Origin of the sequence: Bacillus sp. Pc3, from assembly GCF_000815145.1 — a bacterium.
GTDB classification, from domain to species: domain Bacteria; phylum Bacillota; class Bacilli; order Bacillales; family Bacillaceae; genus Bacillus; species Bacillus velezensis.
Map to the genome: position 1 here is coordinate 3,788,176 of NZ_CP010406.1, position 26,403 is coordinate 3,814,578.

The 26,403-nt window shown below is 46.6% G+C and carries 29 protein-coding genes; 28 read left to right on the plus strand and 1 reads right to left on the minus strand.

Features of this window, described 5'->3' with window-relative positions:
* The first annotated feature begins 32 nt into the window (after positions 1-32).
* The 3 genes from cmk (at position 33) to fni (ending at position 3,147) form a co-directional block, all read left to right on the plus strand.
* A complete protein-coding gene (gene cmk / locus SB24_RS18195) occupies positions 33-707 on the plus strand; it encodes a (d)CMP kinase (protein ID WP_039254686.1) in 675 nt (224 codons plus the stop codon).
* Positions 708-934: 227 nt separating this feature from the next.
* Positions 935-2,083: a 30S ribosomal protein S1 gene (rpsA, locus tag SB24_RS18200; protein WP_003153426.1), complete on the plus strand. Its 1,149-nt coding sequence runs from the start codon at positions 935-937 to the stop codon at positions 2,081-2,083.
* Positions 2,084-2,097: 14 nt separating this feature from the next.
* Positions 2,098-3,147: a type 2 isopentenyl-diphosphate Delta-isomerase gene (gene fni, locus SB24_RS18205; RefSeq protein ID WP_039254689.1), complete on the plus strand. Its 1,050-nt coding sequence runs from the start codon at positions 2,098-2,100 to the stop codon at positions 3,145-3,147.
* 34 nt (positions 3,148-3,181) lie between these two features.
* On the opposite strand, the gene SB24_RS19810 is transcribed toward fni, so the two are convergent.
* Complete coding sequence (locus SB24_RS19810; protein ID WP_003153429.1) at positions 3,182-3,313, minus strand: YpzI family protein; 132 nt, start codon at positions 3,311-3,313, stop codon at positions 3,182-3,184.
* Positions 3,314-3,389: 76 nt separating this feature from the next.
* On the opposite strand from SB24_RS19810, the gene SB24_RS18210 reads away from it, so the two are divergent.
* From SB24_RS18210 to SB24_RS18330, 25 genes are all read left to right on the plus strand, one after another.
* On the plus strand, positions 3,390-3,992 hold the full coding sequence (locus SB24_RS18210) for a YphA family membrane protein (RefSeq protein WP_017418044.1): 603 nt from the start codon (positions 3,390-3,392) through the stop codon (positions 3,990-3,992).
* Positions 3,993-4,184: 192 nt separating this feature from the next.
* On the plus strand, positions 4,185-5,495 hold the full coding sequence (der, locus tag SB24_RS18215) for a ribosome biogenesis GTPase Der (RefSeq protein ID WP_003153433.1): 1,311 nt from the start codon (positions 4,185-4,187) through the stop codon (positions 5,493-5,495).
* A gap of 17 nt (positions 5,496-5,512) precedes the next feature.
* Positions 5,513-6,550: an NAD(P)H-dependent glycerol-3-phosphate dehydrogenase gene (locus SB24_RS18220; protein WP_003153434.1), complete on the plus strand. Its 1,038-nt coding sequence runs from the start codon at positions 5,513-5,515 to the stop codon at positions 6,548-6,550.
* Between the two features lie 319 nt (positions 6,551-6,869).
* Entirely contained in the window at positions 6,870-7,073 is a 204-nt protein-coding gene (locus SB24_RS18225) for a DUF2768 domain-containing protein (protein ID WP_003153435.1), read from the plus strand.
* 19 nt (positions 7,074-7,092) lie between these two features.
* On the plus strand, positions 7,093-7,827 hold the full coding sequence (locus SB24_RS18230; RefSeq protein WP_039254695.1) for a hypothetical protein: 735 nt from the start codon (positions 7,093-7,095) through the stop codon (positions 7,825-7,827).
* A 185-nt stretch (positions 7,828-8,012) separates the two neighbouring features.
* A complete protein-coding gene (spoIVA, locus tag SB24_RS18235; protein WP_007409454.1) occupies positions 8,013-9,491 on the plus strand; it encodes a stage IV sporulation protein A in 1,479 nt (492 codons plus the stop codon).
* 374 nt (positions 9,492-9,865) lie between these two features.
* Positions 9,866-10,144 carry a non-specific DNA-binding protein Hbs gene (hbs, locus tag SB24_RS18240; RefSeq protein WP_003153447.1) on the plus strand — a complete coding sequence of 93 codons (279 nt, stop codon included), beginning with the start codon at positions 9,866-9,868 and terminating at the stop codon, positions 10,142-10,144.
* Between the two features lie 186 nt (positions 10,145-10,330).
* Positions 10,331-10,903 carry a GTP cyclohydrolase I FolE gene (gene folE, locus SB24_RS18245; protein ID WP_003153448.1) on the plus strand — a complete coding sequence of 191 codons (573 nt, stop codon included), beginning with the start codon at positions 10,331-10,333 and terminating at the stop codon, positions 10,901-10,903.
* A 20-nt stretch (positions 10,904-10,923) separates the two neighbouring features.
* Positions 10,924-11,151, plus strand: coding sequence for a trp RNA-binding attenuation protein MtrB (gene mtrB / locus SB24_RS18250; protein WP_003153449.1), 228 nt, complete (start codon positions 10,924-10,926; stop codon positions 11,149-11,151).
* Positions 11,152-11,307: 156 nt separating this feature from the next.
* A complete protein-coding gene (gene hepS / locus SB24_RS18255; protein WP_007409455.1) occupies positions 11,308-12,063 on the plus strand; it encodes a heptaprenyl diphosphate synthase component 1 in 756 nt (251 codons plus the stop codon).
* Positions 12,064-12,068: 5 nt separating this feature from the next.
* Positions 12,069-12,770: a demethylmenaquinone methyltransferase gene (gene menG, locus SB24_RS18260; RefSeq protein WP_003153453.1), complete on the plus strand. Its 702-nt coding sequence runs from the start codon at positions 12,069-12,071 to the stop codon at positions 12,768-12,770.
* 28 nt (positions 12,771-12,798) lie between these two features.
* On the plus strand, positions 12,799-13,761 hold the full coding sequence (gene hepT, locus SB24_RS18265) for a heptaprenyl diphosphate synthase component II (RefSeq protein ID WP_003153454.1): 963 nt from the start codon (positions 12,799-12,801) through the stop codon (positions 13,759-13,761).
* A 120-nt stretch (positions 13,762-13,881) separates the two neighbouring features.
* Complete coding sequence (ndk, locus tag SB24_RS18270; RefSeq protein ID WP_015417727.1) at positions 13,882-14,328, plus strand: nucleoside-diphosphate kinase; 447 nt, start codon at positions 13,882-13,884, stop codon at positions 14,326-14,328.
* Between the two features lie 189 nt (positions 14,329-14,517).
* The gene (locus SB24_RS18275) at positions 14,518-15,288 is read left to right on the plus strand and encodes a protein-glutamate O-methyltransferase (RefSeq protein ID WP_015417726.1); all 771 of its coding nucleotides are present in this window, start codon (positions 14,518-14,520) and stop codon (positions 15,286-15,288) included.
* A gap of 71 nt (positions 15,289-15,359) precedes the next feature.
* On the plus strand, positions 15,360-16,532 hold the full coding sequence (gene aroC, locus SB24_RS18280; protein WP_003153459.1) for a chorismate synthase: 1,173 nt from the start codon (positions 15,360-15,362) through the stop codon (positions 16,530-16,532).
* A complete protein-coding gene (gene aroB / locus SB24_RS18285) occupies positions 16,532-17,620 on the plus strand; it encodes a 3-dehydroquinate synthase (protein ID WP_015417725.1) in 1,089 nt (362 codons plus the stop codon). Before aroC ends, aroB begins: the two co-directional genes overlap by 1 nt.
* The gene (gene aroH, locus SB24_RS18290) at positions 17,617-18,000 is read left to right on the plus strand and encodes a chorismate mutase (protein WP_003153463.1); all 384 of its coding nucleotides are present in this window, start codon (positions 17,617-17,619) and stop codon (positions 17,998-18,000) included. Before aroB ends, aroH begins: the two co-directional genes overlap by 4 nt.
* A gap of 223 nt (positions 18,001-18,223) precedes the next feature.
* Positions 18,224-19,771, plus strand: coding sequence for an anthranilate synthase component I (trpE, locus tag SB24_RS18295; protein WP_031378982.1), 1,548 nt, complete (start codon positions 18,224-18,226; stop codon positions 19,769-19,771).
* Positions 19,743-20,759, plus strand: a complete 1,017-nt coding sequence (gene trpD / locus SB24_RS18300) for an anthranilate phosphoribosyltransferase (RefSeq protein ID WP_031378983.1) — start codon at positions 19,743-19,745, stop codon at positions 20,757-20,759. The genes trpE and trpD overlap by 29 nt, the downstream gene beginning before the upstream one ends.
* Entirely contained in the window at positions 20,752-21,504 is a 753-nt protein-coding gene (trpC, locus tag SB24_RS18305) for an indole-3-glycerol phosphate synthase TrpC (protein ID WP_015417722.1), read from the plus strand. Before trpD ends, trpC begins: the two co-directional genes overlap by 8 nt.
* Positions 21,505-21,508: 4 nt before the next feature.
* Entirely contained in the window at positions 21,509-22,162 is a 654-nt protein-coding gene (locus SB24_RS18310; RefSeq protein ID WP_015417721.1) for a phosphoribosylanthranilate isomerase, read from the plus strand.
* Positions 22,143-23,345: a tryptophan synthase subunit beta gene (trpB, locus tag SB24_RS18315; protein WP_020954213.1), complete on the plus strand. Its 1,203-nt coding sequence runs from the start codon at positions 22,143-22,145 to the stop codon at positions 23,343-23,345. Before SB24_RS18310 ends, trpB begins: the two co-directional genes overlap by 20 nt.
* A complete protein-coding gene (gene trpA, locus SB24_RS18320; RefSeq protein WP_007409464.1) occupies positions 23,338-24,135 on the plus strand; it encodes a tryptophan synthase subunit alpha in 798 nt (265 codons plus the stop codon). The genes trpB and trpA overlap by 8 nt, the downstream gene beginning before the upstream one ends.
* Positions 24,136-24,146: 11 nt before the next feature.
* Positions 24,147-25,229, plus strand: a complete 1,083-nt coding sequence (hisC, locus tag SB24_RS18325) for a histidinol-phosphate transaminase (protein WP_039254705.1) — start codon at positions 24,147-24,149, stop codon at positions 25,227-25,229.
* 51 nt (positions 25,230-25,280) lie between these two features.
* A complete protein-coding gene (locus SB24_RS18330) occupies positions 25,281-26,396 on the plus strand; it encodes a prephenate dehydrogenase (RefSeq protein WP_039255079.1) in 1,116 nt (371 codons plus the stop codon).
* Positions 26,397-26,403: the final 7 nt, after the last annotated feature.

A 26,403-nucleotide genomic window follows, 5' to 3' on the forward strand; every position in this document is an offset into this window, starting at 1 on the left:
CCATAGAGGAGTAAAGAGCAAGGAGAGAGATTATGGACAAGAAATTATCAATTGCGATCGACGGGCCGGCCGCTGCCGGAAAAAGCACCGTTGCTAAAATAGTGGCTGAGAAAAAATCATATGTGTACATTGATACAGGGGCGATGTATCGTGCCATTACATATACGGCGCTCAAGCAGAATGCCGATTTAACCGATGAAGCCGCGCTTACAGAGCTGCTGAAGCGCACGGAAATTGAGCTTGTATCCGCTCCGGAAGGACAAATCGTTCTGGTAAACGGAGAAGATGTGACAGAAGAAATCCGAAAAGACGAAGTCAGCAACCAAGTATCAATCGCCGCCAAGCATAAAGGCGTCAGAGAAGAAATGGTCAAAAGACAGCAGCAGCTCGGAGAAAAAGGCGGTGTCGTCATGGACGGCCGTGATATCGGTACTCATGTGCTGCCTGATGCCGAAGTGAAAATTTTTCTGCTCGCGTCCGTAGAGGAAAGAGCGAAGCGCCGATATGAAGAGAATAAGAAAAAAGGCTATGACGTGAATTACGAGACGCTCATTGAAGAAATTGCCAGACGAGACAAACTCGATTCAGAGAGGGAAGTTTCCCCGCTGCGCAAAGCGGAAGACGCGATTGAAATCGATACGACGTCACTCAGCATTGCCGAAGTCGCAGGGAAAATTCTGGAGATCGTCAAACAGAAATCACGTTAAGTCCGGGCGGAGCGCTTTATAATTTTTTTCGAAAGACAAGATGTTATTGCTTGACAAACCAGTCCATTTATTAGAAGTTAATACTAATAAAACTTTTTATTGATCATTCAAAATCTTTTTTGGATGATTCTTTAATACATATTCGGCTGAAAAGCGGACATTCACATGTTCGGCTTTCAAACCGTATTAATTAAGCTGTGTAGGTTTGGACCAAGGAGGTTATTCAAATGACAGAGGAAATGAATCAAATTGATGTTCAAGTGCCAGAGGTTGGAGATGTAGTAAAAGGGATTGTGACAAAGGTAGAGGACAAGCATGTAGATGTCGAAATTGTCAATGTCAAACAGTCCGGAATCATTCCAATCAGTGAATTATCAAGTCTTCATGTAGAGAAAGCATCGGATGTCGTAAAAGTTGACGACGAGCTTGACCTGAAAGTAACAAAAGTGGAAGACGATGCTTTGATTTTATCTAAACGTGCCGTTGATGCTGACCGCGCTTGGGAAGACCTTGAAAAAAAATTCGACACAAAAGAAGTGTTTGAAGCTGAAGTGAAAGATGTGGTGAAAGGCGGTCTCGTCGTTGATATCGGCGTTCGCGGCTTCATTCCCGCATCACTTGTCGAAGCTCATTTCGTCGAGGATTTCACTGACTATAAAGGGAAAACCCTCTCTCTTATCGTCGTTGAACTCGACCGTGATAAAAACCGGGTGATTCTGTCACACCGGGCTGTAGTGGAAAAAGAACAGACAGCCAAAAAGCATGATTTTCTCCAAACGCTTGAGGTTGGAAGCGTGCTTGAAGGAAAAGTGCAGCGTCTGACTGATTTCGGCGCATTTGTCGACATCGGCGGAATTGACGGGCTTGTTCATATTTCGCAGCTGTCTCATTCACACGTCGAAAAACCGTCTGACGTGGTGGAAGAAGGTCAGGACGTAAAAGTGAAAGTACTGTCCGTAGACCGCGATAACGAGCGTATTTCTTTATCTATTAAAGAAACGCTGCCGGGACCTTGGAGCCAGATCGGCGAAAAGGTAAAACAGGGAGATGTGCTTGAAGGGAAAGTGCAGCGCCTTGTAAGCTTCGGCGCCTTCGTTGAAATTCTTCCGGGCGTGGAAGGACTTGTGCACATTTCGCAAATTTCCAATAAACATATCGGAACGCCGCATGAAGTGCTAGAAGAAGGACAGACTGTTAAAGTGAAAGTGCTTGACGTGAACGAAAGCGAAGAGCGCATTTCCTTAAGCATGCGTGAGCTTGAAGAAGCGCCGAAAGCCGATCAGGAGGACTTCCGCCAATACCAGGCGAAAGAAGAGCCGAGCACCGGCTTCCAGCTTGGCGATTTAATCGGAGACAAGCTTAATAAATTAAAATAAATTGGTGATAAAACGTGACACGAGCAGAACGAAAAAGAGAACATATAAATCATGCGCTGTCTACCGGCCAAAACCGGGAAACAGGGCTTGATGATATTACGTTTGTTCATGTCAGCCTACCGAACCTAGCATTGGAAAAAGTGGATATATCAACGAAAATCGGCGGACTCACAAGCAGTTCGCCGATTTTTATCAATGCGATGACAGGCGGCGGCGGACAGCTTACATACGAAATTAACAGATCGCTGGCAAGAGCCGCGTGCAAAGCCGGCATGCCGCTGGCTGTCGGTTCGCAAATGTCAGCTTTAAAAGATCCCTCCGAACGGTATTCTTACGAGATCGTCAGAAAAGAGAATCCGGACGGGCTGATATTTGCCAATTTAGGCAGCGAGGCGGATGCCGAGCAGGCGAAAAGGGCAGTTGATATGATTCAAGCAGATGCCCTCCAGATTCATTTAAATGTGATTCAGGAGATCGTCATGCCAGAGGGTGACAGAAGCTTTACTGGCGCTCTCGGCCGTATTGAGCGGATTGCGGCGGAAGCGGGAGTGCCCGTTTTTGTCAAAGAAGTCGGCTTCGGAATGAGCAGGGAATCGGCACGGCAGTTATTTGATGCTGGCGCAGCAGCAGTTGATGCCGGCGGATACGGCGGTACAAATTTCTCTAAGATCGAAAATATGCGCAGAGAGAAGGCGCTTCAATTTTTTAATACGTGGGGAATTTCCACTGCCGCAAGCTTAGCGGAAATCCACTCGCTCTCCGCTGATCAATCAATTATCGCATCCGGCGGGCTGCAAAGTGCCCTGGATGTCGCCAAATCGATTGCCCTCGGCGCTTCCAGCGCGGGAATGGCGGGCACTTTCCTGAAAGCTCTCACCTCTAAAGGAGAAGAGGGCCTGTTTGACGAGATGACGGCGCTTTTACAAGAGCTGAAAATGATTATGACCGCCCTCGGATGCCAATCGGTTGCCCAATTGCAAAAGGCGCCTTTGGTCATAAAAGGTGACACACATCACTGGCTTTCTGAACGGGGAATTGACACATCCCGTTTCAGCAGACGTTAAAAGGCATGCGAACCCGCATGCCTTTTTCTGTTTTTTACGATTTTCTTTTTCGGAATTCCCCGTTTTGCTCAAGGCTTGTCGCTCCTTTATGGTGAATCGAATCATCGCGATCAGATTCCACTCGTCGGGAGGCTTTCAGTTTTTTCTCCTGTCTGTCTTTTCCCATCCTTATCCGCTCCTTTCAGGCATAATTGGTTTAAAAAATGCGTTCCCGCTCCATACTGATCAGAGGAGGAGCGATTATGGAACCGTTTTATTATTACTGGTCAATGTGGTTTTTATGGATACTTGCGACTTTTATTTTTGCCAAAACAAAAAGCCGTTTTTACGTATCAGTCTTTATTTTGACTAATATGATGGCAAGCATACATCAGATTACGGCTTATTTTACGTTGAATGCGGCATATGTCATGTTTTTTGCTGCGGCATTTGTTTATGCGGGAAGCCTCGGCATGCATAAACGGCTCCGTCATATTGTGATTCATCTGACGGCGTCTGCGGCGTACGGCTTTATTTTTCTTTTTGCATTATATGATCCTGTTTGGTTTATCATAAAACCTGAATGGGCGGCGGTTATACTGCTTACCGTTATTACACTTTCCGTTGAGGGGCGGTTCCCTGAGAGGCTTTGTCTTTTTGTTCTCGGCATGTGCCAGGGGGAGTTATTGTATGCTGCGGTCATCCGCAACATTGCGGGTGCGGCAGCCGTCGGTGATTATAAATGGCTTTCAGGCTGTTCGGCGGGAGTGATTCTGCTCGTCGGGCTGACTACATATGAACAGCTTGCGGCGCGCATCAGCCAAAAAAGCAAAAAGCAGGGCAAAGGAGCGACAAAAATGTCTTGAAAACAGACGGAGACTGTTACATGAATGCGAAACATTTTGAAGAATACATTGTGATCTCAGTGAAAACTGATATAATAAATGAGTTAAGCCCTTCTGTTTGAAGGGTTCTTTTCATAGCGAAGATGATTTTTAATAACCGGTTGAACAATTTTTTGTGAAAATGTAAGCGGCTGGATTGAAAGGAAGGGTACTATGGGTAAACCTGTCGTAGCCATTGTCGGAAGACCGAATGTGGGAAAATCCACAATCTTTAACCGGATTGCGGGTGAAAGAATTTCAATAGTAGAAGATACCCCCGGAGTGACGCGGGACCGGATATACAGTTCGGCGGAATGGCTGAATTATGATTTTAACCTGATTGATACGGGCGGAATTGATATCGGAGACGAACCGTTTCTGACACAGATCCGCCAGCAGGCTGAAATCGCCATGGACGAGGCTGATGTGATCATCTTTATGGTGAACGGCCGCGAAGGTGTGACGTCTGCGGATGAAGAAGTGGCAAAAATACTGTACCGGACGAAAAAACCGGTCGTATTAGCCGTTAATAAATTAGATAATACCGAAATGAGAGCGAACATCTATGACTTTTATGCGCTCGGCTTTGGAGAACCGTATCCGATTTCGGGCACACACGGTTTAGGATTGGGAGATTTGCTCGATGCTTGTGCCGAGCATTTTAAAAACATTCCGGAGACGAAGTACAGTGATGATGTCGTTCAATTCTGCCTGATCGGCCGCCCGAATGTCGGAAAATCATCCCTTGTCAATGCGATGCTCGGCGAAGAGCGGGTTATCGTGAGCAACGTAGCCGGAACGACTAGAGACGCTGTGGATACGGCGTTCACCTACAATCAGCAGGAATTTGTAATCGTTGACACGGCGGGAATGAGAAAAAAGGGTAAAGTATATGAAACAACAGAAAAATACAGTGTGCTTCGGGCGTTAAAAGCCATTGACCGCTCAGACGTCGTCGGCGTTGTGCTGAATGCAGAAGAAGGCATCCTTGAGCAGGACAAGCGGATCGCCGGATACGCCCATGAAGCCGGGAAAGCCGTCGTCATTATCGTAAACAAATGGGATGCCGTTGATAAAGACGAACGCACGATGAAAGAATTTGAACAGAATATTCGGGAACATTTCCAATTTCTCGATTACGCGCCGGTGCTGTTTATGTCGGCACTGACGACAAAGCGGATTCATACACTCATGCCTGCGATTATTAAAGCGAGTGAAAACCACTCTCTCCGCGTACAGACAAATGTCTTAAATGATGTCATTATGGATGCGGTCGCCATGAATCCGACTCCGACGCACAACGGCTCCCGTCTGAAAATTTATTATGCGACTCAAGTCGCTGTTAAGCCGCCGAGCTTCGTTGTTTTTGTCAACGATCCGGAACTGATGCATTTTTCTTATGAACGCTTTTTAGAAAACCGAATCCGGGACGCTTTCGGATTTGAAGGTACGCCAATTAAAATATTTGCAAGAGCAAGAAAATAAAAAGGTGTGATACAGAGATGAAAAAAGTGGCAATGCTTGGAGCGGGAAGCTGGGGCACTGCACTTTCTTTAGTGCTGGCTGATAACGGACATCAAGTCATGATGTGGGGACACCGTGCCGAATTGATCGATCAAATCAACGAACTGCATGAAAACAAAGATTACCTGCCGGGGGTGGAGCTATCAAGTTCTATCATCGGTACAGCTGATTTAAGCGAGGCTTTAAAAGGAGCTGACTTCATCATTGTGGCAGTTCCGACAAAAGCCATTCGGGAAGTGCTGAAAAAGGCTCTGCCGTACATCCCGAAACAATCGATTTTTGTTCATGTCAGCAAGGGAATTGAGCCGGATTCGCTTCTCCGCATTTCAGAATTAATGGAAGAGGAGCTGCCTGAGGAGTACAGAAAAGACATCGTCGTGCTTTCAGGGCCGAGCCACGCTGAGGAAGTCGGATTAAGACACCCGACGACTGTTACATCATCTTCAAAAAATATCAAGGCTGCAGAAGCGGTTCAGGATTTATTTATGAACCAGCATTTCCGCGTCTATACCAATCCGGATATGATCGGTGTGGAAATAGGGGGAGCGTTAAAGAATATCATCGCTCTTGCAGCGGGGATTACAGACGGATTGGGATACGGAGATAATGCAAAAGCGGCCTTAATCACCCGAGGTCTTGCTGAAATCGCCAGACTCGGCACAAAGATGGGCGGAAATCCGCTCACCTTTTCCGGCCTGACCGGCGTAGGCGATTTAATCGTGACGTGTACAAGCGTTCATTCCCGAAACTGGCGCGCCGGCAACCTGCTCGGCAAAGGATATAAGCTGGAAGCTGTCCTGGATAAGATGGGGATGGTTGTTGAAGGCGTGCGGACGACGAAAGCTGCGTATCAGCTGTCTCAAAAATACCAAGTGAAAATGCCGATCACAGAGGCGCTTCACCAAGTATTATTTAACGGGCAGAAGGTAGAAACGGCCGTAGAATCCTTAATGGCCAGAGTGAAAACCCATGAGATGGAAGACTTGGTCAACACATTCGAAAACCGGGTGAAGTGACAATAACATGCCGTCAGCATATTCTGAAGTGACGAAAGTCCAAAACGCAGAACTCTCCGGCTGAAATCGCTTAAAACATTTGCTGATTTAGGCAGAAGAGGATGCAGACGTATGCATCTGCGCATACTATAGCATCGAAGTCCAAGAGAGTGTATCTCAGACGTACAGGTGAATATAGTCAACTTGACTGAAGCAAAGTCCCCCTCTTTGCTTCAGTTTTTTTTGTTTTTTCAATAGATGGAAAACCTGTTGATCTTTTCAACATTTGTATATTAAAATGAAATATAACGCTTACAATGATGGGACGGGGGGCACGAACATGAGTGTGGCATTAATGAAAATGTGGTTTGCGCTTGGTGCTATGGGATTAATGTTTGTTGCGGTGGCCTCTATTTATGTCAGCAGGTACAAAGTGAAAAACAAACTGATAAAAGCAGCGGTTTCTTCACTCGCTTATGCCTGCATGGTCATCTCGGGATTGATCGTGTTAATGGTCGTTTTCAGCGGGCCTGTCAATGAATAAAGCAAAAAGGGGGCGCGGAATGCATAAGTTAAAAATGGCCGTCATAACGGCAATGGCGGTGCTTCTGCTGTCCGGCTGTCTGTACCCTGAAGCAAAAAAAACTGAAAATAAAGTATCTTACAAACATCAGCTTCAGCAGGTGCAAGCGGCAGTGGATGAATTTAAAAAGGCGAACGGCGGACTTCTGCCGATTCAGACAAAAGATATGAAAACACCGCTCTATCAAAAATATCCGATAGATTTTAAGCGGCTCGCGCCCAGATACATAGAGGAGCCGCCGGCCTCAGCTTATGAAAGCGGAGGAATGTACCAATACGTGCTTGTCGATGTGGAAAATAAGCCGACCGTCAAGCTGGTCGATCTCCAAATGGCAGAAGCAATCCGCGACATGAAGCTGCGTGTCAAAATGTATCAGGAAAAGCATACATATCCTCCTTATGAGGACGCCGTTTCACAAGGGCTGTTCACTTTAAATAAAAAAAAGCTCGGCATGAAAGACTCTCCTTCAGTCAAAAGTCCGGTTTCAGGCACGTCTCTGCCGCTTTTAATCGGCGCTGACGGAGAAATCTATGCCGACTATCGCGTCGATCTCGCCCGCTGCCTGAAGGAAAACAAAAAGAAAATCAAACCGGGCGCGGAAATTCAAGATATTTTATGGAAAGAGACTCCTTTCGTCCCGGCCTTTTCAGTCACATACACCGTAAATGAAAAACAGGAACCCGTTTTTTTAGAAAGTCAGACGAAACAGGAATGAACCTTTTTCCCGCGCATACAAATAGGGAGAAAGGTTTTTTTGATTTTGATAGAAAAGACTGCCTGAAAATTTTCTAAAGATGTCATATTGAAATAGGACAACGTCATACACATATAGTGTCCTGTATTTGATTGGAGAATGGTGAATGAAAAATGATAAGGATAGGAAGTCCGGGAGGGGATCACTTGGAAAAGGTCGATATTTTCAAGGATATCGCTGAACGAACAGGGGGCGATATATACTTAGGAGTCGTTGGCGCTGTCCGTACAGGGAAATCTACATTCATTAAAAAATTTATGGAGCTCGTGGTGCTCCCGAATATCAGCAATGAGGCCGACCGAGCGCGGGCGCAGGATGAGCTTCCGCAAAGCGCAGCAGGAAAAACGATAATGACCACAGAACCAAAATTTGTCCCGAATCAAGCCATGTCCGTTCATGTCGCGGAAGGACTTGATGTCAACATCCGTCTTGTGGATTGTGTGGGATATACGGTTCCCGGGGCGAAGGGATATGAGGATGAAAACGGCCCGAGAATGATCAATACACCTTGGTACGAAGAACCGATTCCCTTTCATGAGGCAGCGGAAATCGGTACGAGAAAAGTCATCCAGGAACACTCCACAATCGGGGTCGTCATTACGACAGACGGCTCAATCGGCGATATTGCGCGGGGCGATTACGTGGAAGCGGAAGAAAGAGTCATCGACGAGCTGAAGGAAGTCGGCAAACCGTTTATTATGGTTATCAACTCGGTAAAACCGTACCACCCGGAAACAGAAGCGCTCAGAGCTGAATTAAGCGCGAAATATGATATTCCCGTCCTCGCCATGAGTGTTGAAAGCATGCGGGAAACAGATGTGTTAAGCGTCCTCAGAGAAGCGCTTTACGAGTTCCCTGTGCTGGAAGTCAATGTCAACCTTCCGAGCTGGGTCATGGTGCTGAAAGAAAATCACTGGCTCAGAGAGAGCTACCAGGAATCAGTGAAAGAAACCGTAAAAGATATTAAACGCCTGCGCGATGTCGACCGGGTTGTCGGCCACTTCAGTGAATTTGAGTTTATTGAAAGCGCCGGATTGGCCGGAATCGAACTTGGCCAGGGTGTCGCAGAAATTGATTTGTATGCGCCGGATCATTTATATGACCAGATTTTAAAAGAAGTGGTCGGCGTTGAAATCCGCGGGAAAGACCACCTGCTTGAATTAATGCAGGACTTCGCCCACGCGAAAAAAGAATATGATCAGGTATCAGATGCGCTGAAAATGGTGAAACAGACCGGCTACGGCATTGCCGCCCCGGCCTTAGCCGATATGAGCCTTGATGAACCGGAAATCATCAGACAGGGATCAAGATTCGGAGTAAGGCTCAAAGCGGTCGCTCCGTCCATTCATATGATCAAAGTGGATGTGGAAAGTGAATTCGCGCCGATCATCGGGACGGAAAAACAAAGTGAAGAACTTGTCCGTTACTTAATGCAGGACTTTGAAGATGATCCGCTTTCTATCTGGAACTCCGATATTTTCGGCAGATCATTGAGCTCTATCGTAAGAGAAGGAATCTCCGCAAAACTGTCACTCATGCCGGAAAATGCGAGATATAAATTGAAAGAAACGCTGGAGAGAATTATTAACGAAGGCTCAGGCGGCCTGATCGCCATTATTTTGTAAGCTGAAGGACCTCTTCCTGAAACGGGGGGTCTTTTTTTATTCTTTTTAGATACTGGAAATCAATCAAGGATTAGGAGGAAAAAAGCAAAAAAAGGAATATTTGTTCGGTAAAACACGTGAAAACCTTGACGAGCAAGGGATTGAGGCTTTAAAATGCTTGATATGGCTTTTTATATGTGTTACTCTACATACAGAAAATCTTCACTTTGTTGGACAAACATTCCTCAAAGTGTCTGTTTTCTTTTGAAAAGCCGTTTACTTGTCTGTTCTTCCCTGCTTTGATTTTTTATCAGACAGGTTTAGAATCAGGCTGAACTGTGAAGAAATGATAATAAACTGCTGATTTGATACCCTTTTGGGAGGAGGTGAAAGGCATGAACAAGACAGAACTAATCAATGCGGTTGCTGAAGCAAGCGAATTGTCTAAAAAAGACGCTACAAAAGCAGTTGATTCTGTTTTTGATACGATTTTAGATGCACTTAAAAACGGTGATAAAATCCAACTGATCGGTTTCGGTAACTTTGAGGTGCGCGAGCGCTCTGCACGTAAAGGACGTAACCCGCAAACTGGTGAAGAAATCGAAATCCCTGCAAGCAAGGTACCTGCTTTCAAACCAGGTAAAGCTCTTAAAGACGCTGTTGCAGGAAAATAATTGTGAATATAGATCGTGTATGCATCTGATACATACACTTTGTTTCTTCACAGAAAAGCCCCTTGATAAAGGGGCTTTTCATATTTAAGCAGCCTCGGTCACCGGGCAGGACTTTCGTTTTGCTTTTGGCGCGGCAAATGTGCTAGAATCGAAATTAAATGTATTCAATGGTGGAGGACACAGACAATGAAAGAAGTTAATAAAGAACAGATTGAACAGGCGGTTCGCCAGATTTTAGAGGCGATTGGAGAAGACCCGGACCGGGAAGGGCTTTTAGATACGCCGAAACGCGTGGCGAAAATGTACGCGGAAGTATTCTCGGGATTAAATGAAGACCCGAAAGAACACTTTAAAACCGTTTTCGGAGAAGACCATGAGGAGCTTGTTCTTGTAAAAGATATCGCGTTTCATTCCATGTGTGAACATCACCTTGTTCCTTTTTACGGAAAAGCGCATATTGCCTACATTCCGCGCGGCGGCAAAGTGACGGGCCTGAGTAAATTGGCGCGGGCGGTGGAAGCCGTCTCAAAACGCCCGCAGCTGCAGGAGCGCATCACTTCAACGATTGCAGAAAGCATCGTAGAGACCTTAGATCCCCACGGCGTCATGGTTGTCGTCGAGGCTGAGCATATGTGCATGACAATGAGGGGCGTAAGAAAGCCAGGTGCAAAAACAGTGACTTCCGCTGTAAGAGGTATTTTTAAAGATGACGCAGCGGCGCGTTCCGAAGTGTTAGAACATATTAAACGTGCGGATTAATAATGATAGAGGGTGCAGATATGAATTCAAAGCATTCAAGTGATTTTGTCGTCATTAAAGCGGTCGAGGACGGCGTGAACGTCATCGGTTTAACGAGAGGAACGGATACGAAATTTCACCATTCCGAAAAACTGGACAAAGGCGAAGTGATTATCGCTCAGTTTACTGAGCATACCTCTGCCATCAAAGTGAGAGGCAACGCCCTCATCCAGACCGCTTACGGAGAAATGAACAGCGAAAAAAAATAAGCCGGCTGTTTCCCGCTTTTGCCAAATGCCCGCAAACGGCGGGAGAATACAGCCAATTTCTTTTTTTTATGCTATAATGATACCTGCGAATAATAATGACGAGTAAATCTCATACATATTAGAATAAATGTGAATTTGGGGACAAGGGTGATATTTTTGCAAGACATCTACGGAACTTTAGCGAATCTAAATACGAAATTAAAACAAAAGCTGTCTCATCCTTATTTAGCGAAACATATTTCTGCGCCTAAAATCGATGAGGATAAGCTTCTTCTTTTTCACGCTTTGTTTGAAGAGGCGGACATTAAGAACAACGACAGAGAAAATTACATAGTAACTGCGATGCTTGTCCAAAGCGCCCTTGATACCCACGATGAAGTGACAACAGCCAGAGCGTTAAAGCGAGACGAAAATAAAAACCGGCAGCTCACCGTGCTTGCCGGCGACTATTTCAGCGGACTGTATTATTCGCTTTTATCTGAAATGAAGGATATCTATATGATTCGGACGCTCGCTACGGCAATTAAAGAAATCAATGAGCATAAAATCCGTCTGTACGATCGGTCTGTCAATGACTTGAATCAATTGATCGAAAGCATGGCGATTGTGGAAGCGGCCCTGTTTCACAGAGTGTCAGACCACTTTAATCTTCCGCGCTGGAAAGAGCTGGCGAGTGATTTTTTTGTATATAAGCGGCTGATGAACGGCAATGCTATATTTCTCGATGTCATCGGCAATATTGTAAAGTCAGGGAAATCAAAGGCTGACATAATGGAAGATAGCTTCCGAAAGGCAAAGCAAAGCATTGAAACGCTGCTGCCGCTCAATTCACCAATCCAAAACCTCATGCTGAACCGGCTTAAAGCGATCAGCCAGGACAAAACATATCATCAGAAAGTGGAAGAAGGGTAATCAACATGCAGGAGTCAAAAGAACAGCGCGTACACGGCGTGTTTGAAAAAATCTATAAAAATTATGACCAAATGAACTCTGTCATCAGTTTTCAGCAGCATAAAAAATGGCGCGATAAAACGATGCAGATCATGAATGTAAAAGAAGGCGCAAAAGCGCTTGATGTCTGCTGCGGAACGGCTGACTGGACGATTGCCCTCGCAGAAGCGGCCGGAAAAAGCGGCGAAATCAAAGGACTGGATTTCAGCAAAAATATGCTGAGCATCGGTGAGAAAAAAGTGAAAGAGGGCGGTTACAGCCAAATTGAGCTTTTGCACGGAAATGCGATGGAGCTTCCTTTCGCTGATGATTCTTTTGATTTTGTCACCATCGGCTTCGGGCTGCGGAACGTTCCCGACTATCTGACCGTGCTGAAAGAAATGCGGCGGGTCGTCAAACCGGGCGGGCAGGTCGTATGTCTGGAAACATCCCAGCCGGAAATGTTCGGATTCAGACAGGCGTATTTTCTTTATTTTAAATACATCATGCCTTTCTTCGGAAAAATGTTTGCGAAGAGCTATAAAGAATATTCTTGGCTTCAAGAATCGGCAAGAGAATTTCCCGGTATGAAAGAACTTGCGCGTCTGTTTGAAGAAGCGGGCCTGACGAATGTCAAATACCATTCGTTTACCGGCGGAGTGGCCGCTACGCATATCGGTTGGAAATGATGAATATACAGATGTTTGGGTGAATGATATGAAATTTAAAATGGCCTATTCTTTTTTAAATGACGATATTGATGTGATTGAAAGGGAGCTTGAGCAAACGGTGCGGTCAGACTATCCTTTGCTGAGTGAAGCCGGGCTTCACCTGCTCCAGGCGGGCGGCAAGCGGATCCGCCCTGTTTTCGTATTGCTTTCCGGCATGTTTGGCGACTATGACATTAATAAAATAAAATATGTTGCGGTGACGCTGGAAATGATTCATATGGCGTCCCTCGTGCATGACGACGTCATTGATGACGCCGAGCTGCGGAGGGGAAAACCGACCATCAAAGCCAAGTGGGACAACCGCATCGCTATGTATACCGGTGATTATATGCTTGCGGGCTCACTTGAGATGATGACGAGATTGGATGAGCCGAAAGCCCACCGGATCTTGTCCAAAACCATCGTAGAAGTATGCCTCGGAGAAATTGAACAGATCAGAGATAAATACAATATGGAACAAAACCTCAGAACCTATTTGCGCCGCATCAAACGGAAAACGGCTCTTCTCATTGCCGTCAGCTGCCAGCTCGGCGCCATCGCTTCGGGAGCTGATGAGAAGATTCACAAAGCATTATATTGGTTCGGTTATTACGTGGGCATGTCCTATCAGATTATTGACGACATTCTTGATTTCACTTCAACGGAAGAGGAACTGGGAAAACCGGTCGGAGGGGATCTGCTGCAAGGAAATGTCACTCTGCCCGTTTTGTACGCGCTCCGTCAGCCTGAATTGAAAAATCAGCTGAAATTAATTAACAGTGAAACAACACAGGAGCAGCTCGCCCCCATTATTGAAAATATTAAACGCACAGACGCGATTGAAAAATCAATGGCCGTCAGTGACAGGTACTTAAAAAAAGCGTTTGAAAAACTGAATACACTGCCGAGAGGACGTGCGCGCTCATCATTGGCCGCCATCGCCAAATATATCGGCAAACGGAAATTTTAAATTCCTTTTACGAACAAGATGTGAACATTCTCCGCCCTGGATTGATTAATTGTCAGAAAGATGTTACGATTTCGGTGTGCAACTTGAAAGCCTATACATAATGATGGGGTGGAGAATCTTATGGAAAAAACTTTTATCATGGTAAAACCGGACGGCGTACAGCGCCAGCTAATCGGAGAGATTTTATCCAGATTTGAGCGTAAGGGCTTACAATTGGCAGGAGCCAAGCTAATGCAAGTTTCAGAACAGATGGCTGAAAACCATTATGCTGAACATAAAGGGAAGCCGTTTTTCAGCGAGCTTGTGGAATTCATTACATCAGGACCCGTATTTGCAATGGTATGGGAAGGGGAAAATGTAGTAGAGATCACAAGACAGCTGATCGGAAAAACGAACCCGAAAGATGCACTGCCGGGCACGATCCGCGGTGACTACGGCATGTTTGTCGGCAAAAATATCATTCACGGTTCAGACTCCTTAGAAAGCGCTGAGCGGGAAATTGACATTTTCTTCAAACAGGAAGAGCTTGTACCGTATCAAAAATTAATGGCCGACTGGGTGTACTAAGCCGTCAGCCTTTCTTTTTCTCTTGTTATGAAAAGGTTTACATATTTTAAGAAAGACAGAGGCTGCGCTGCCCTGTCTTTTCATTTCTCACAAATCAGCCCGCGGGCTGATTTTTTTATTGAAATCGTACAAATTAGAAAGAAAACAGGCTATACTAGGACAAAAGACAGCGAGATTGGGAGAGAAGCAATGGAGCCTTACGACATTTTTATCACCAAGTGGAAACAAATAACCGGCGTTGATTTATCTTTATACAAAGAAGCACAGATGAAAAGGCGGCTGACGTCCCTTTATGAAAAGAAGGGGTTCAGAGATTTTCAGGAATTTGCCGCCGCTTTGGAAAAGGACAAGCTTTTATTAAACGAAACATTGGACAGAATGACGATCAATGTTTCTGAATTTTACCGAAATTATAAACGGTGGGAAGTTCTTGAAACCTCAATTCTCCCATTAATAAAGCATAAAAAACCGTTAAAAATATGGAGTGCGGCCTGTTCAACGGGAGAGGAGCCCTATACTTTGGCTATGATTCTCAATCAGCAGACGGGACTGGCCGGATTTGATATATTGGCGACAGATATTGATGAAAAGGCGCTAAGCAAAGCTAAGCGGGGCATCTATCAGGAACGCTCGCTGCAAGAGGTGCCAGCTTCCGTGAAAAGCCGTTATTTCACCAAGCAGGCTGACAACAGTTATCAAGTAAAACAAGAAATTCAGAAAAACATCCGGTTTAAGCGGCACAACCTGCTTGCCGACAGCTATGAACAGGATTTTGATCTGATCGTCTGCCGCAACGTCTTTATTTATTTTACTGAAAAAGCAAAAGAAGAGCTGTATGTGAAAATGGCGGGCAGTCTGAAAAAGAACGGAATTCTGTTTGTCGGCAGTACAGAACAAATTTTCAGCCCGGAAAAATTCGGCCTTGAGAGCACTGATACATTTTTTTATCAAAAAAGATAGAAGACATTTAATGAAAACTTGTGGTATAGTTTTACTTAAAAGCGTTAATGCGATGAAGGGAGAAGAAAGAAATGAGATACTTAACAGCCGGAGAATCACACGGTCCGCAGCTGACGACAATTATAGAAGGTGTGCCTGCGGGGCTTTATATAACTGAAGAAGACATTAATTTTGAGCTTGCCAGACGTCAAAAAGGGCACGGCCGCGGACGCCGTATGCAGATTGAAACGGACAGAGCGAAGATCACAAGCGGCGTGCGGCATGCCCGGACACTCGGTTCACCGATCGCGCTCGTTGTAGAAAATAAAGACTGGACCCACTGGACAAAAATTATGGGCGCCGCACCGATTACAGAAGAAGAAGAAAGTGAAATGAAACGCCAGATTTCAAGACCGAGACCGGGGCACGCAGATTTGAACGGTGCTATTAAGTATAATCACCGTGATATGAGAAATGTGTTAGAACGATCTTCCGCGCGTGAGACAACGGTTCGCGTAGCTGCCGGAGCCGTTGCTAAAAAGATTTTAGCGGAGCTTGGCATTAAAGTCGCCGGGCATGTCCTGCAAATCGGCAGCGTAAAAGCAGAGAAAACCGATTACACATCCATTGAGGATCTCAAACGGGTAACGGAAGAATCACCGGTCAGATGCTACGATGAAGAAGCAGGCCGTCAAATGATGGCAGCCATTGATGAAGCGAAGGCAAACGGCGACTCGATCGGCGGAATCGTTGAAGTGATCGTCGAAGGTATGCCGGTCGGTGTCGGAAGCTATGTCCACTATGACCGTAAGCTGGACAGCAAGCTCGCTGCTGCCGTTCTGTCGATTAACGCGTTTAAAGGCGTAGAGTTCGGCATCGGTTTTGAAGCGGCCGGCAAAAACGGCAGTGAAGTTCATGATGAAATCGTATGGGATGAAGAGAAAGGCTATACACGCGCCACAAACAGGCTCGGAGGATTAGAAGGCGGTATGACGACGGGAATGCCGATTGTCGTCCGCGGCGTTATGAAACCGATCCCTACTTTGTACAAGCCGCTGAAAAGCGTCGACATTGAAACGAAAGAACCGTTTACAGCGAGCATTGAACGTTCAGACAGCTGCGCGGTTCCGGCAGCAAGTGTAGTGGCTGAAGCAGCAGTGGCCTGGGAAATCGCAAATGCAGTCGTCGAACAATTCGGGCTTGACCAGATCGACCGCATTAAAGAAAATGTTGAAAACATGAAAAAACTATCGAGGGAATTCTGATGAAAGAGCTTGAGGTTCGGACAGCTTCCTCCGCATATCCCGTGTATATCGGTGAAGGCATAAGGAAACAGGCCGCTGCCCTTTTGTCTTCACTGAACAGGCCGCTGACAAAGATCCTTCTCATCATCGATGCTGAAGTTGACCGGCTTTACGGTGATGAGATGTTCCGGCTTTTAAACGAAACATGGCCCGTGAAAAAAGTGATCGTTCCAAGCGGAGAAGAAGCGAAGTCTCTAAAAGAGTATGAACGGATTCAAACGGAAGCGATCGCTTTCCATATGGACCGCTCCTCATGTATGATCGCCTTCGGAGGCGGCGTGACGGGTGATTTGGCCGGCTTTTGCGCAGCAACTTTTATGCGCGGAATTGATTTCATTCAAATGCCGACGACACTGCTTGCCCATGACAGCGCGGTCGGCGGCAAGGTGGCCGTCAACCATAAACTCGGAAAGAACTTAATCGGCGCGTTTTATCAGCCGAAAGCGGTGATTTACGATACGGAGCTACTGAAAACCCTGCCGGAACAAGAGCTGAGATCGGGCATGGCTGAAGTGATCAAACACGCGTTTATCGCCGATCATGCTTTTTTAGAAAAACTTCTCACGTTTGACACGTTGCAAGGACTGACAAGCGCTGAGCTGAATGAAATGATTTATAAAGGAATTTCAATCAAATCGGCCGTCGTGCGTGAGGACGAAAAGGAAGAGGGGATAAGAGCTTTTCTGAATTTCGGCCATACGCTCGGCCATGCCGTTGAGGCGGAATACGGCTACGGACGGATTACACATGGAGATGCGGTCGCCCTCGGCATGCAGTTTGCCCTTTACGTGAGTGAACAGGTTGCGGGTTGCAAGATGAACAGGAAAGAACTCACACAATGGCTGATTGGGCTCGGCTACCCGGGAAGCATCAGACAAGATATTGAAACGCCGGTTCTCTCCGCCCGGATGATGAATGATAAAAAAACGCGCGGAGGCATGACACAGTTCATCGTGTTAAAGGAATTAGGCGAAGCGCGGGACTGCATGCTTTCAAAAGATGAGCTCGAAAATTTGCTGAACAAATGGCGAATGGAGGAAACAGCATGATGATACGCGGCATTCGCGGAGCAACAACGGTGGAACAAGACACCGAACAAGAAATTTTAGAAAAAACACAGCAGCTGCTTGAAAAAATCATTGAACAAAATGGATGCAAGCCGGAAGACGTTGTACAGATCCTGTTATCCGCCACGCCTGATATCCATTCCGTATTTCCGGCAAAAGCGGTCCGCCGCCTTTCCGGGTGGCAGTACGTCCCGGTGACGTGCATGCAGGAAATGGATGTTACCGGCGCTCTGCAAAAGTGTATCCGTGTCCTGATGACGGTTCAGACGGATACGCCTCAGGATGAAATCAAGCATGTCTATTTAGAAAAAGCCGTTGTGTTAAGGCCGGATTTATCATTGACAAAAAATACTGACATGTAATACGATAAACAAAGCTTAGAAATACACAAGAGTGTGTATAGAGCTGGTAAGTAAGACATTGAACAGTTGAGTTTAGAATAGGGTAGCAGAGAATGAGTTTAGCTGAGCTGAGATAAACACGTTTTTATTCTGCCCAAAAGAAGCCTTTCTTTTGGGTTTATTTCTTATACGCAAGACTCCTCTCACTCTTCATCTCATTCTCCTTACCGTAAGGAGGAGAATCATGAATTTACAATCGGATGTTTCTTTATTTTTAAAGGACAGTCTGACACACCGCACCATTCCAATCGCAGAGACTTTTACGGTCGACACGATCACACCCATTCAGATGGTTGAAAAACTGGACAGAAACATTACGTATCTTTTAGAAAGCAAGGATGAGTCGTCAAGCTGGTCGAGATACTCTTTTATCGGCCTTGATCCTTTTATCACCATTAAAGAGAGTCATAACACATTCACTGCCGCTGATCCAAACGGGCATACGCTGTTTGAAGCCGGAGAATTAAAAGCCGTGCTTGACTGGATGAATGAGAGCTTTCGCATTAAAACACCCGAGCTTGATATCCCATTTTCGGGAGGGGCGGTCGGTTATCTGAGCTATGACATGATTCCTTTGATTGAGCCTTCCGTGCCAAGCCACGCGAAAGTAACAGATTTCGAAAAATGTATGCTGTTTGTCTGCCGGAAAATCATCGCGTACGACCACGAAACGAAACAAGTGCATTTCATTCAATATGCGGCGCTTAACGGCCGGGAGACGGAGGAAGAAAAGCGGGCCGTTTTTAAAGAAAATTGCGCGGAGCTTCGTAAGCTTATCGGTATTTTGACAGAATCGAAAGATATGAAAGAGCCGTTTTTTTCTAAAGAAACGTTTGACACGCCAAGTTTTGCCGCTGTGACATCCAATTATACGAAAGAAGAGTTTATGGCCGGCGTCAATAAACTGAAAGAATATATAAAAGCGGGAGACATTTTTCAAGGGGTGCTTTCGCAAAAGTTTGACATTCCGGTATCCAGACATTCATTTGAGCTGTACAGGGTGCTCCGCATCATCAATCCTTCACCCTATATGTACTATATCAAACTGCCTGACAGAGACATTGTCGGGAGTTCGCCTGAACGTCTGATCCGCGTGCATGACAGGCACCTGGAAATTCATCCGATTGCCGGAACGAGAAGAAGAGGCACCGGAACGAAAGAAGATGAACGCCTGAAAAAAGAGCTGATGAATGACGAAAAAGAAAAAGCTGAACATTACATGCTCGTCGATCTTGCGCGCAATGACATCGGCAGAGTTGCGGAGTACGGTTCCGTAGCCGTTCCGGAATTCACAAAGGTCGTTTCTTTTTCACATGTGATGCACATCATCTCTGTTGTAACCGGCCGTTTAAAGCAGGGCGTCCATCCCGTTGACGCGCTGATGTCGGCATTCCCGGCAGGAACACTCACGGGCGCTCCGAAAATCCGCGCGATGCAGCTTTTAAATGAATTAGAACCGACTTCCAGAGAAACCTACGGCGGATGTATCGCTTATATCGGATTTGACGGGTCAATTGATTCGTGTATTACCATCCGCACCATGAGTGTCAAAAACGGTATGGCGTCGGTGCAGGCGGGTGCGGGAATAGTCGCCGATTCCGTCCCTGAAGCCGAATATGAAGAAAGCTGTAACAAAGCGGGGGCGCTTTTAAAAACGATTCAAATTGCAGAAGACATCTTTTCTGGCGGGGAGGAGAAGACGGATGAACAAATTTCTGCAATCGTGCGTTAATGGCCGTACGCTGAAAACCGGAGAAGCCGAAAAGCTGATGGAGATGATGATGAACGGGGACATGTCGCAGTCTGAGATCGGCGGGATTTTATCGGTATTAGCCCACCGAGGTGAAACGGCGGAGGAGCTTGCCGGATTTGTAAAAGTGATGCGGGCGCGGGCACAGACATCAGGTGGCTTGGCGGATGTCGTTGATACGTGCGGAACAGGCGGAGACGGGATTTCTACGTTTAACATATCCACGGCAGCGGCGATTACAGCTTCTGCCGCCGGAGCTAAAGTTGCCAAGCACGGAAATCGCTCCGTTTCGTCTAAAAGCGGCAGCGCGGATGTGCTGGAAAAGCTGGGGGTTTCCATTCAAGCCACTCCAGAAAGCGTTCAACGCAGCATTGAAATGAAACAAATGGGGTTTTTGTTTGCGCCGCTGTTTCATTCGTCAATGAAGCACGTCGCCGCCGCAAGAAAAGAGCTTGGCTTCCGAACCGTATTTAATCTGCTGGGCCCGCTCAGCAACCCGCTGCAGGTGAAGCGGCAGGTGATCGGCGTCTATTCATTAGATAAAGCGCGCCTGATGGCAAGCGCGTTGGAACAATTTGATGTCAGACACGTCATGCTTGTGTCGGCCCGTGACGGATTAGATGAACTGTCCATCACAGCACCGACCGATATTATTGAACTGAAAAACGGTGAACGTCTGGAATATTCCGTTTCACCTGAACAATTCGGTTTTGCAGAAGGTTCACTAAAGGATATTCAAGTGAGTTCATCGGAAGAAAGCGCGCTCCTCATTCAGAATATTTTTGCAAATGAAGCTCCGTCATCCGCTCTGCATATTACCGCCTTAAATGCGGGCGCGGCCATTTATACGGCAGGTCTTGCAAACGATCTGAAAGAAGGAACGAAAACCGCCTTAGAAGCGATTCAAAACGGAGATGCCAAAAGGCAGCTCGAACGTCTGAAACAGAAAGAGGAAGAAATGTATGCTTGATCAAATCATTCAGCAGAAAAAAGAAGAAATCAAATCCATCGTGCTGCCGGAAACTTGTCAAATTGAACGGAGATCCTTTAAAGAAGCGCTCCTGAACCCGAACCGTTTTATCGGGCTGATTGCCGAAGTGAAAAAAGCTTCGCCGTCTAAAGGATTGATTAAAGAGCATTTTGTTCCGGAAACGATTGCGGCGGATTATGAAGCGGCTAAAGCCGACGCCCTTTCGGTTCTCACGGATACCCGTTTTTTTCAGGGGAGAAATCAATTTCTGACAGATGTTAAACAAACCGTGTCTCTTCCCGTGCTGAGAAAAGATTTTATTATTGATTCCCTTCAGGTGGAGGAATCGTTCAGGATCGGCGCCGATGCCATTTTGCTGATCGGGGAAGCGCTGGAACCTTCAGAGCTTCATGAGCTTTATCTGGAAGCCCGCGAGAAGGGCATGGACGTTCTCGTTGAAATCCATGATGAAACTGTGCTTGAACGGATTTTACAAGTGTTTCAGCCGGACATTCTCGGCATAAACAACCGGGACTTAAAAACGTTCCGTACTTCTGTTTCGCAAACGGAAAAAATAGCGCAGCTTGTACCGGACGGCTGCCTGCTGGTCAGCGAAAGCGGCATCGGTTCTTTGGCTGACCTGCAATTCGTCAACAAGCACGGGGCGCAGGCTGTATTGGTCGGAGAATCCTTAATGAGAGAGGATTCGCAGCAAAAGGCGATCCGCGGACTGTTCGGGGAGTGATGATATGAAAAAGCCTGAGGTAAAGTACTGCGGGATACGATCGAAGCGTGATTACGAACTTGCGGCAGCTTCAGGAGCGGATTATCTGGGATTTATTTTTGCCGCAAGCAAACGGAGAGTAACGCCGGATGAGGTCCGGAAATGGAAAGAGCAGGTCCGGACAGACAAGAAACATGTCGGAGTATTTGTAAATGAAACGATAGAAAACATCGCGCAAATCGCCTCTGATCTGGCACTTGACGCCATCCAGCTTCACGGTGATGAATCGCCTGAGGATGCCCTCCGTCTCCGTCCGCTTGTGCGCTCGGAGATATGGAAAGCGCTCCATCACGGGGAAGGGACGCTTCGTCAGATGGCTCAATTTGCACCTGCTGTCGACGGATATGTCATTGATTCTTCAGTAAAAGGAATGAGAGGCGGCACGGGAATCGCGTTTTCATGGGCTCGTGTCCCCTTGTACCGAAAGCAGGCTCAAAATGCAAACAAGCGCTGTTTTATTGCGGGCGGCGTTAATCCTGAAACGATTACCGGCTTACTGAGATCGCGTCCGTGCGGTATAGATCTTGCCAGCGGAATTGAAAAAAACGGACAAAAGGATCAAACACTGATCCGGCTTTTAGAAGAAAGGATGAACCACTATGTATCCATATCCAAATGAAATCGGAAGATACGGCGAATTCGGCGGCAAATTTGTCCCTGAAACATTGATGCGGCCCCTTGAGGAAATCGAAACGGCTTTCAAAGAATTAAAGAATGATCCCGTTTTTCATGCCGAATATAAAAAGCTATTGTTTGATTACTCCGGAAGACCGACCGCATTAACGTTCGCAGACAGGGTGTCAGAGTATTTGGGAGGGGCGAAAATCTATCTGAAAAGAGAAGATTTAAACCATACCGGCTCTCATAAAATTAACAACGCGTTAGGCCAGATTCTGCTTGCTAAAAAGATGGGCAAAACGAAAATCATCGCCGAAACCGGCGCGGGACAGCACGGTGTGGCTGCCGCGACAGCCGCCGCAAAATTCGGTTTTAAGTGTACAGTTTTTATGGGTGAAGAAGACGTTGCACGCCAGTCGCTGAACGTATTCCGGATGAAACTGCTCGGCGCGGAAGTGGTGCCGGTCACAAGCGGCAACGGCACGCTGAAAGATGCGACGAATGAGGCGATCAGGTATTGGGTCCAGCATTGTGAAGATCATTTCTACCTTATCGGTTCTGTAGTGGGGCCGCACCCGTATCCATATATCGTTCGCGAATTTCAGAAAATCATCGGCGAGGAAGCGAAAGAACAGCTCCGCCGGGTTGAAGGAACGCTCCCGGACAAGGTTGTTGCATGTGTCGGCGGCGGAAGCAATGCGATGGGCATATTTCAGGCCTTTTTAGACGAAGATATTGAGCTGATCGGCGCCGAGGCTGCCGGAAAAGGAATTGATACGCCGCTGCATGCGGCAACGATCGCAAAAGGGACGCTCGGGGTGATTCACGGTTCAATGACCTATTTAATACAAGATGAATACGGGCAGATTATCGAACCGTATTCCATTTCAGCAGGCCTTGATTACCCGGGGATCGGTCCTGAGCACGCCTACCTGCACAAAAGCGGCCGTGTAACGTACGAAAGCGTGACAGACGATGAAGCGATTGCCGCGTTACGTCTGCTTTCTGAAACAGAAGGTATTCTTCCGGCTATTGAATCTGCCCACGCCCTGGCAAAAGCGTTTGAAATGGCAAAAGACATGGATAAAGACAAAATCATTCTCGTCAGTTTGTCGGGAAGAGGAGATAAAGACGTTCATACGCTGATGAATGTTTTGGAAAACGGGGTGGAGACACATGTTTAATCTGCGAGATTCTGAAAAATTATTTATCCCTTTTATTACAGCTGGCGATCCGCTTCCTGACATTTCTGTTGAGCTGGCAATATCATTGCAGAATGCAGGCGCTTCTGCCCTTGAAATCGGCGTTCCTTACACAGATCCGCTTGCGGACGGACCCGTCATACAACGGGCTTCAAAACGGGCTCTGGAAAACGGAATGAATATCGTAAAAGCCATTGAACTTGGCGGCAAAATGAAAAAAAACGGCGTTCATATTCCAATTATCCTCTTTACGTATTATAATCCTGTGTTACAATTAGAAAAAGAATACTTTTTCGCTTTACTGCGGGAAAACGACATAGACGGTCTGCTTGTACCCGACCTTCCATTAGAGGAAAGCGCCCTTTTGCAAATGACATGCAAAAAGGAGAACATCGCTTATATCTCTCTGGTTGCGCCGACAAGTGAAGACCGTTTGAAAATAATTACTGAACAGGCCTGCGGCTTTGTGTATTGTGTATCCTCTTTAGGAGTGACGGGCGTACGCAGCGAATTCGACCCGTCTGTATACTCTTTCATACGTAAGGTGAAAGAATTCAGCCCTGTTCCGGTGGCGGTCGGTTTTGGCATTTCAAACCGCAAACAGGTTGACGGGATGAATGAAATATCTGACGGTGTCGTTGTCGGCAGCGCGCTTGTCAAAAAAGTTGAAGAGCTTAAAACAAAGCTTGTGAATCCCGGCACAAGAGCCGATGCGCTTCTTGAATTTGAAGAATACGCAAAGACGTTCGGACGACTGTACAGTGTAAAATGAGGTGACTGGATTTGCAGATTAAAGAACAGCTGCGGCAGCTGAAACCGTATCAGCCGGGCAAACCAATAGAAGAAGTGAAAATGGAATACGGGCTTGAGAAAGTAGTAAAACTCGCTTCTAACGAAAATCCGTTCGGCTGTTCACAGGCCGCTAAAGATGCGCTGCATCAGGAGATTGAGCAGCTTGCGCTGTATCCCGACGGTTACAGTGCCGCTTTGAGAACACGGCTCAGTGAGCATCTGCAGGTCAGTGAATCTTCGATCATTTTCGGCAACGGCTCTGATGAGCTTGTGCAGATTATCTGCCGTTCTTTATTAAATGATCAAGCAAACACGATTACCGCCGCCCCGACTTTCCCGCAATACAGACACAATGCGGTGATTGAAGGCGCTGAGGTGCGCGAGGTGCCGCTCCGCAGTGACGGCGCTCATGATTTGGACCGGATGCTGGAAGCAATTGACGGCGGGACGAAAGTCATATGGGTATGCAACCCCAATAATCCGACGGGGACATATACTTCTGAGCAAGAGCTAATTGCCTTTTTAAACAGAGTTCCCGAGCATATACTCGTTGTACTTGATGAAGCGTACTACGAGTATGTTACGGCGGAAGATTACCCAGAAAGCATTCCGCTTTTAAAGCAATATCCGAATGTTATGATCCTCCGCACCTTCTCTAAAGCGTACGGACTTGCCGCGCTGCGCGTCGGATACGGCATTGCGGACGAAGCACTGATCCGCCAGATTGAACCGGCGAGAGAGCCGTTCAATACGAGCAGAATCGGTCAGGCTTCGGCACTGGCAGCGCTTGATGACCAGACATTTATTCAGGAATGCGTCGAGAAAAATAAAGCAGGCCTTAAGCAGTATTATGATTTTGCAGAAACTCACGGATTAACTTGTTATCCTTCACAAACCAACTTTGTGCTCATTGATTTTAACCGCCCGGCGGATGAACTGTTCCAAGCCCTGTTGGAAAAAGGATATATCGTCCGCTCAGGACAGGCGCTCGGATTTCCGACAGCGTTAAGGATTACGGTCGGTACGAAAGAGCAGAATGAGGAAATTCTCACAATTTTAGCTGAAATATTATAAGAGGTGATCAGGCATCACCTCTTTGCTCTATTAAAATAGTTGAAAAAGGAAATGAGTGAAATGAAGGATACTATATTGCTTGCGGGGATCGGGCTGATCGGCGGATCGATCGCATTGGCCATCAAAAAGGAGCATCCGCATAAACGGATTATCGGTGTGGATATTTCGAAAGAACAGCTCACTGCCGCGCTGAAGCTCGGAATTATTGACGAGCGGGCCGGCTCATTTACGGAAGGTGTGCAGCAAGCGTCTGTTGTCATTATCGCCACGCCTGTCGCCCAAACGCTGAAAATGCTCGATGTGCTGGCTTCATCAGACATCACCCACGAACTCCTGATTACGGATGTGAGCAGCACGAAACAGAAAGTCGTCAGCTACGCCGACAAAGTGCTTCCGGCTCACTATCAATTTGTCGGCGGTCATCCGATGGCGGGATCTCATAAATCCGGGGCCGCTGCCGCGAAAGAATTTTTATTCGAAAATGCGTTTTACATTTTAACACCCGGAAAATCAACTTCTAAAGAGTCAGTAATGCATCTGAAGGAACTCTTGAAAGCGGCAAACGCCCACTTTGTGGAGATGACCCCCGAGGAGCATGACGGCGTAACGAGCGTCATCAGCCATTTCCCTCATATCGTTGCTGCAAGCCTCGTACATCAGGCTCATCATGCTGAAGAAGATTATCCGTTTTTGAAACGTTTCGCAGCCGGCGGTTTTCGGGACATCACCAGGATCGCCTCAAGCAGCCCGGCGATGTGGAGGGACATACTTCTTCATAACAAAGATAAACTGCTTGACCGCTTCAAAGAATGGAAACGGGAGATTGACACGATCGAATCTTATGTAGAAAATGAAGATGCGGACAGCCTGTTCGGATATTTTAAAAAAGCGAAAGATTATCGCGACGGTCTGCCGCTCCGTCAAAAAGGAGCGATCCCGTCCTTTTATGACCTTTATGTCGATGTTCCCGATCATCCTGGGGTCATTTCGGAAATTACGGCGATATTGGCAGAAGAAAAAATCAGTATCACCAACATCCGCATTATCGAAACAAGAGAAGATATTAACGGAATTCTCAGAATCAGTTTCCAGACTGATGATGACCGGAAGCGCGCGGAAACCTGCATTCAATCCCGCGCCAAATATGACACATTTTACGCTGACTGAGGTGGAA

Bases quoted from the DNA above. Each gene is read 5' to 3' on its own strand.
- folE (WP_003153448.1), top strand. From the start codon at position 10,331: ATGAAAGAAGTTAATAAAGAACAGATTGAACAGGCGGTTCGCCAGATT.
- SB24_RS18330 (WP_039255079.1), top strand. From the start codon at position 25,281: ATGAGTGAAATGAAGGATACTATATTGCTTGCGGGGATCGGGCTGATC.
- trpC (WP_015417722.1), top strand. From the start codon at position 20,752: ATGCTTGATCAAATCATTCAGCAGAAAAAAGAAGAAATCAAATCCATC.
- trpB (WP_020954213.1), top strand. From the start codon at position 22,143: ATGTATCCATATCCAAATGAAATCGGAAGATACGGCGAATTCGGCGGC.
- rpsA (WP_003153426.1), top strand. From the start codon at position 935: ATGACAGAGGAAATGAATCAAATTGATGTTCAAGTGCCAGAGGTTGGA.
- menG (WP_003153453.1), top strand. From the start codon at position 12,069: ATGCAGGAGTCAAAAGAACAGCGCGTACACGGCGTGTTTGAAAAAATC.
- aroC (WP_003153459.1), top strand. From the start codon at position 15,360: ATGAGATACTTAACAGCCGGAGAATCACACGGTCCGCAGCTGACGACA.
- cmk (WP_039254686.1), top strand. From the start codon at position 33: ATGGACAAGAAATTATCAATTGCGATCGACGGGCCGGCCGCTGCCGGA.
- der (WP_003153433.1), top strand. From the start codon at position 4,185: ATGGGTAAACCTGTCGTAGCCATTGTCGGAAGACCGAATGTGGGAAAA.
- SB24_RS18225 (WP_003153435.1), top strand. From the start codon at position 6,870: ATGAGTGTGGCATTAATGAAAATGTGGTTTGCGCTTGGTGCTATGGGA.
- aroB (WP_015417725.1), top strand. From the start codon at position 16,532: ATGAAAGAGCTTGAGGTTCGGACAGCTTCCTCCGCATATCCCGTGTAT.
- SB24_RS18220 (WP_003153434.1), top strand. From the start codon at position 5,513: ATGAAAAAAGTGGCAATGCTTGGAGCGGGAAGCTGGGGCACTGCACTT.
- hbs (WP_003153447.1), top strand. From the start codon at position 9,866: ATGAACAAGACAGAACTAATCAATGCGGTTGCTGAAGCAAGCGAATTG.
- SB24_RS18210 (WP_017418044.1), top strand. From the start codon at position 3,390: ATGGAACCGTTTTATTATTACTGGTCAATGTGGTTTTTATGGATACTT.
- hepT (WP_003153454.1), top strand. From the start codon at position 12,799: ATGAAATTTAAAATGGCCTATTCTTTTTTAAATGACGATATTGATGTG.
- trpA (WP_007409464.1), top strand. From the start codon at position 23,338: ATGTTTAATCTGCGAGATTCTGAAAAATTATTTATCCCTTTTATTACA.
- trpE (WP_031378982.1), top strand. From the start codon at position 18,224: ATGAATTTACAATCGGATGTTTCTTTATTTTTAAAGGACAGTCTGACA.
- trpD (WP_031378983.1), top strand. From the start codon at position 19,743: ATGAACAAATTTCTGCAATCGTGCGTTAATGGCCGTACGCTGAAAACC.
- SB24_RS18310 (WP_015417721.1), top strand. From the start codon at position 21,509: ATGAAAAAGCCTGAGGTAAAGTACTGCGGGATACGATCGAAGCGTGAT.
- SB24_RS18230 (WP_039254695.1), top strand. From the start codon at position 7,093: ATGCATAAGTTAAAAATGGCCGTCATAACGGCAATGGCGGTGCTTCTG.
- SB24_RS19810 (WP_003153429.1), bottom strand. From the start codon at position 3,313: ATGGGAAAAGACAGACAGGAGAAAAAACTGAAAGCCTCCCGACGAGTG.
- mtrB (WP_003153449.1), top strand. From the start codon at position 10,924: ATGAATTCAAAGCATTCAAGTGATTTTGTCGTCATTAAAGCGGTCGAG.
- ndk (WP_015417727.1), top strand. From the start codon at position 13,882: ATGGAAAAAACTTTTATCATGGTAAAACCGGACGGCGTACAGCGCCAG.
- SB24_RS18275 (WP_015417726.1), top strand. From the start codon at position 14,518: ATGGAGCCTTACGACATTTTTATCACCAAGTGGAAACAAATAACCGGC.
- aroH (WP_003153463.1), top strand. From the start codon at position 17,617: ATGATGATACGCGGCATTCGCGGAGCAACAACGGTGGAACAAGACACC.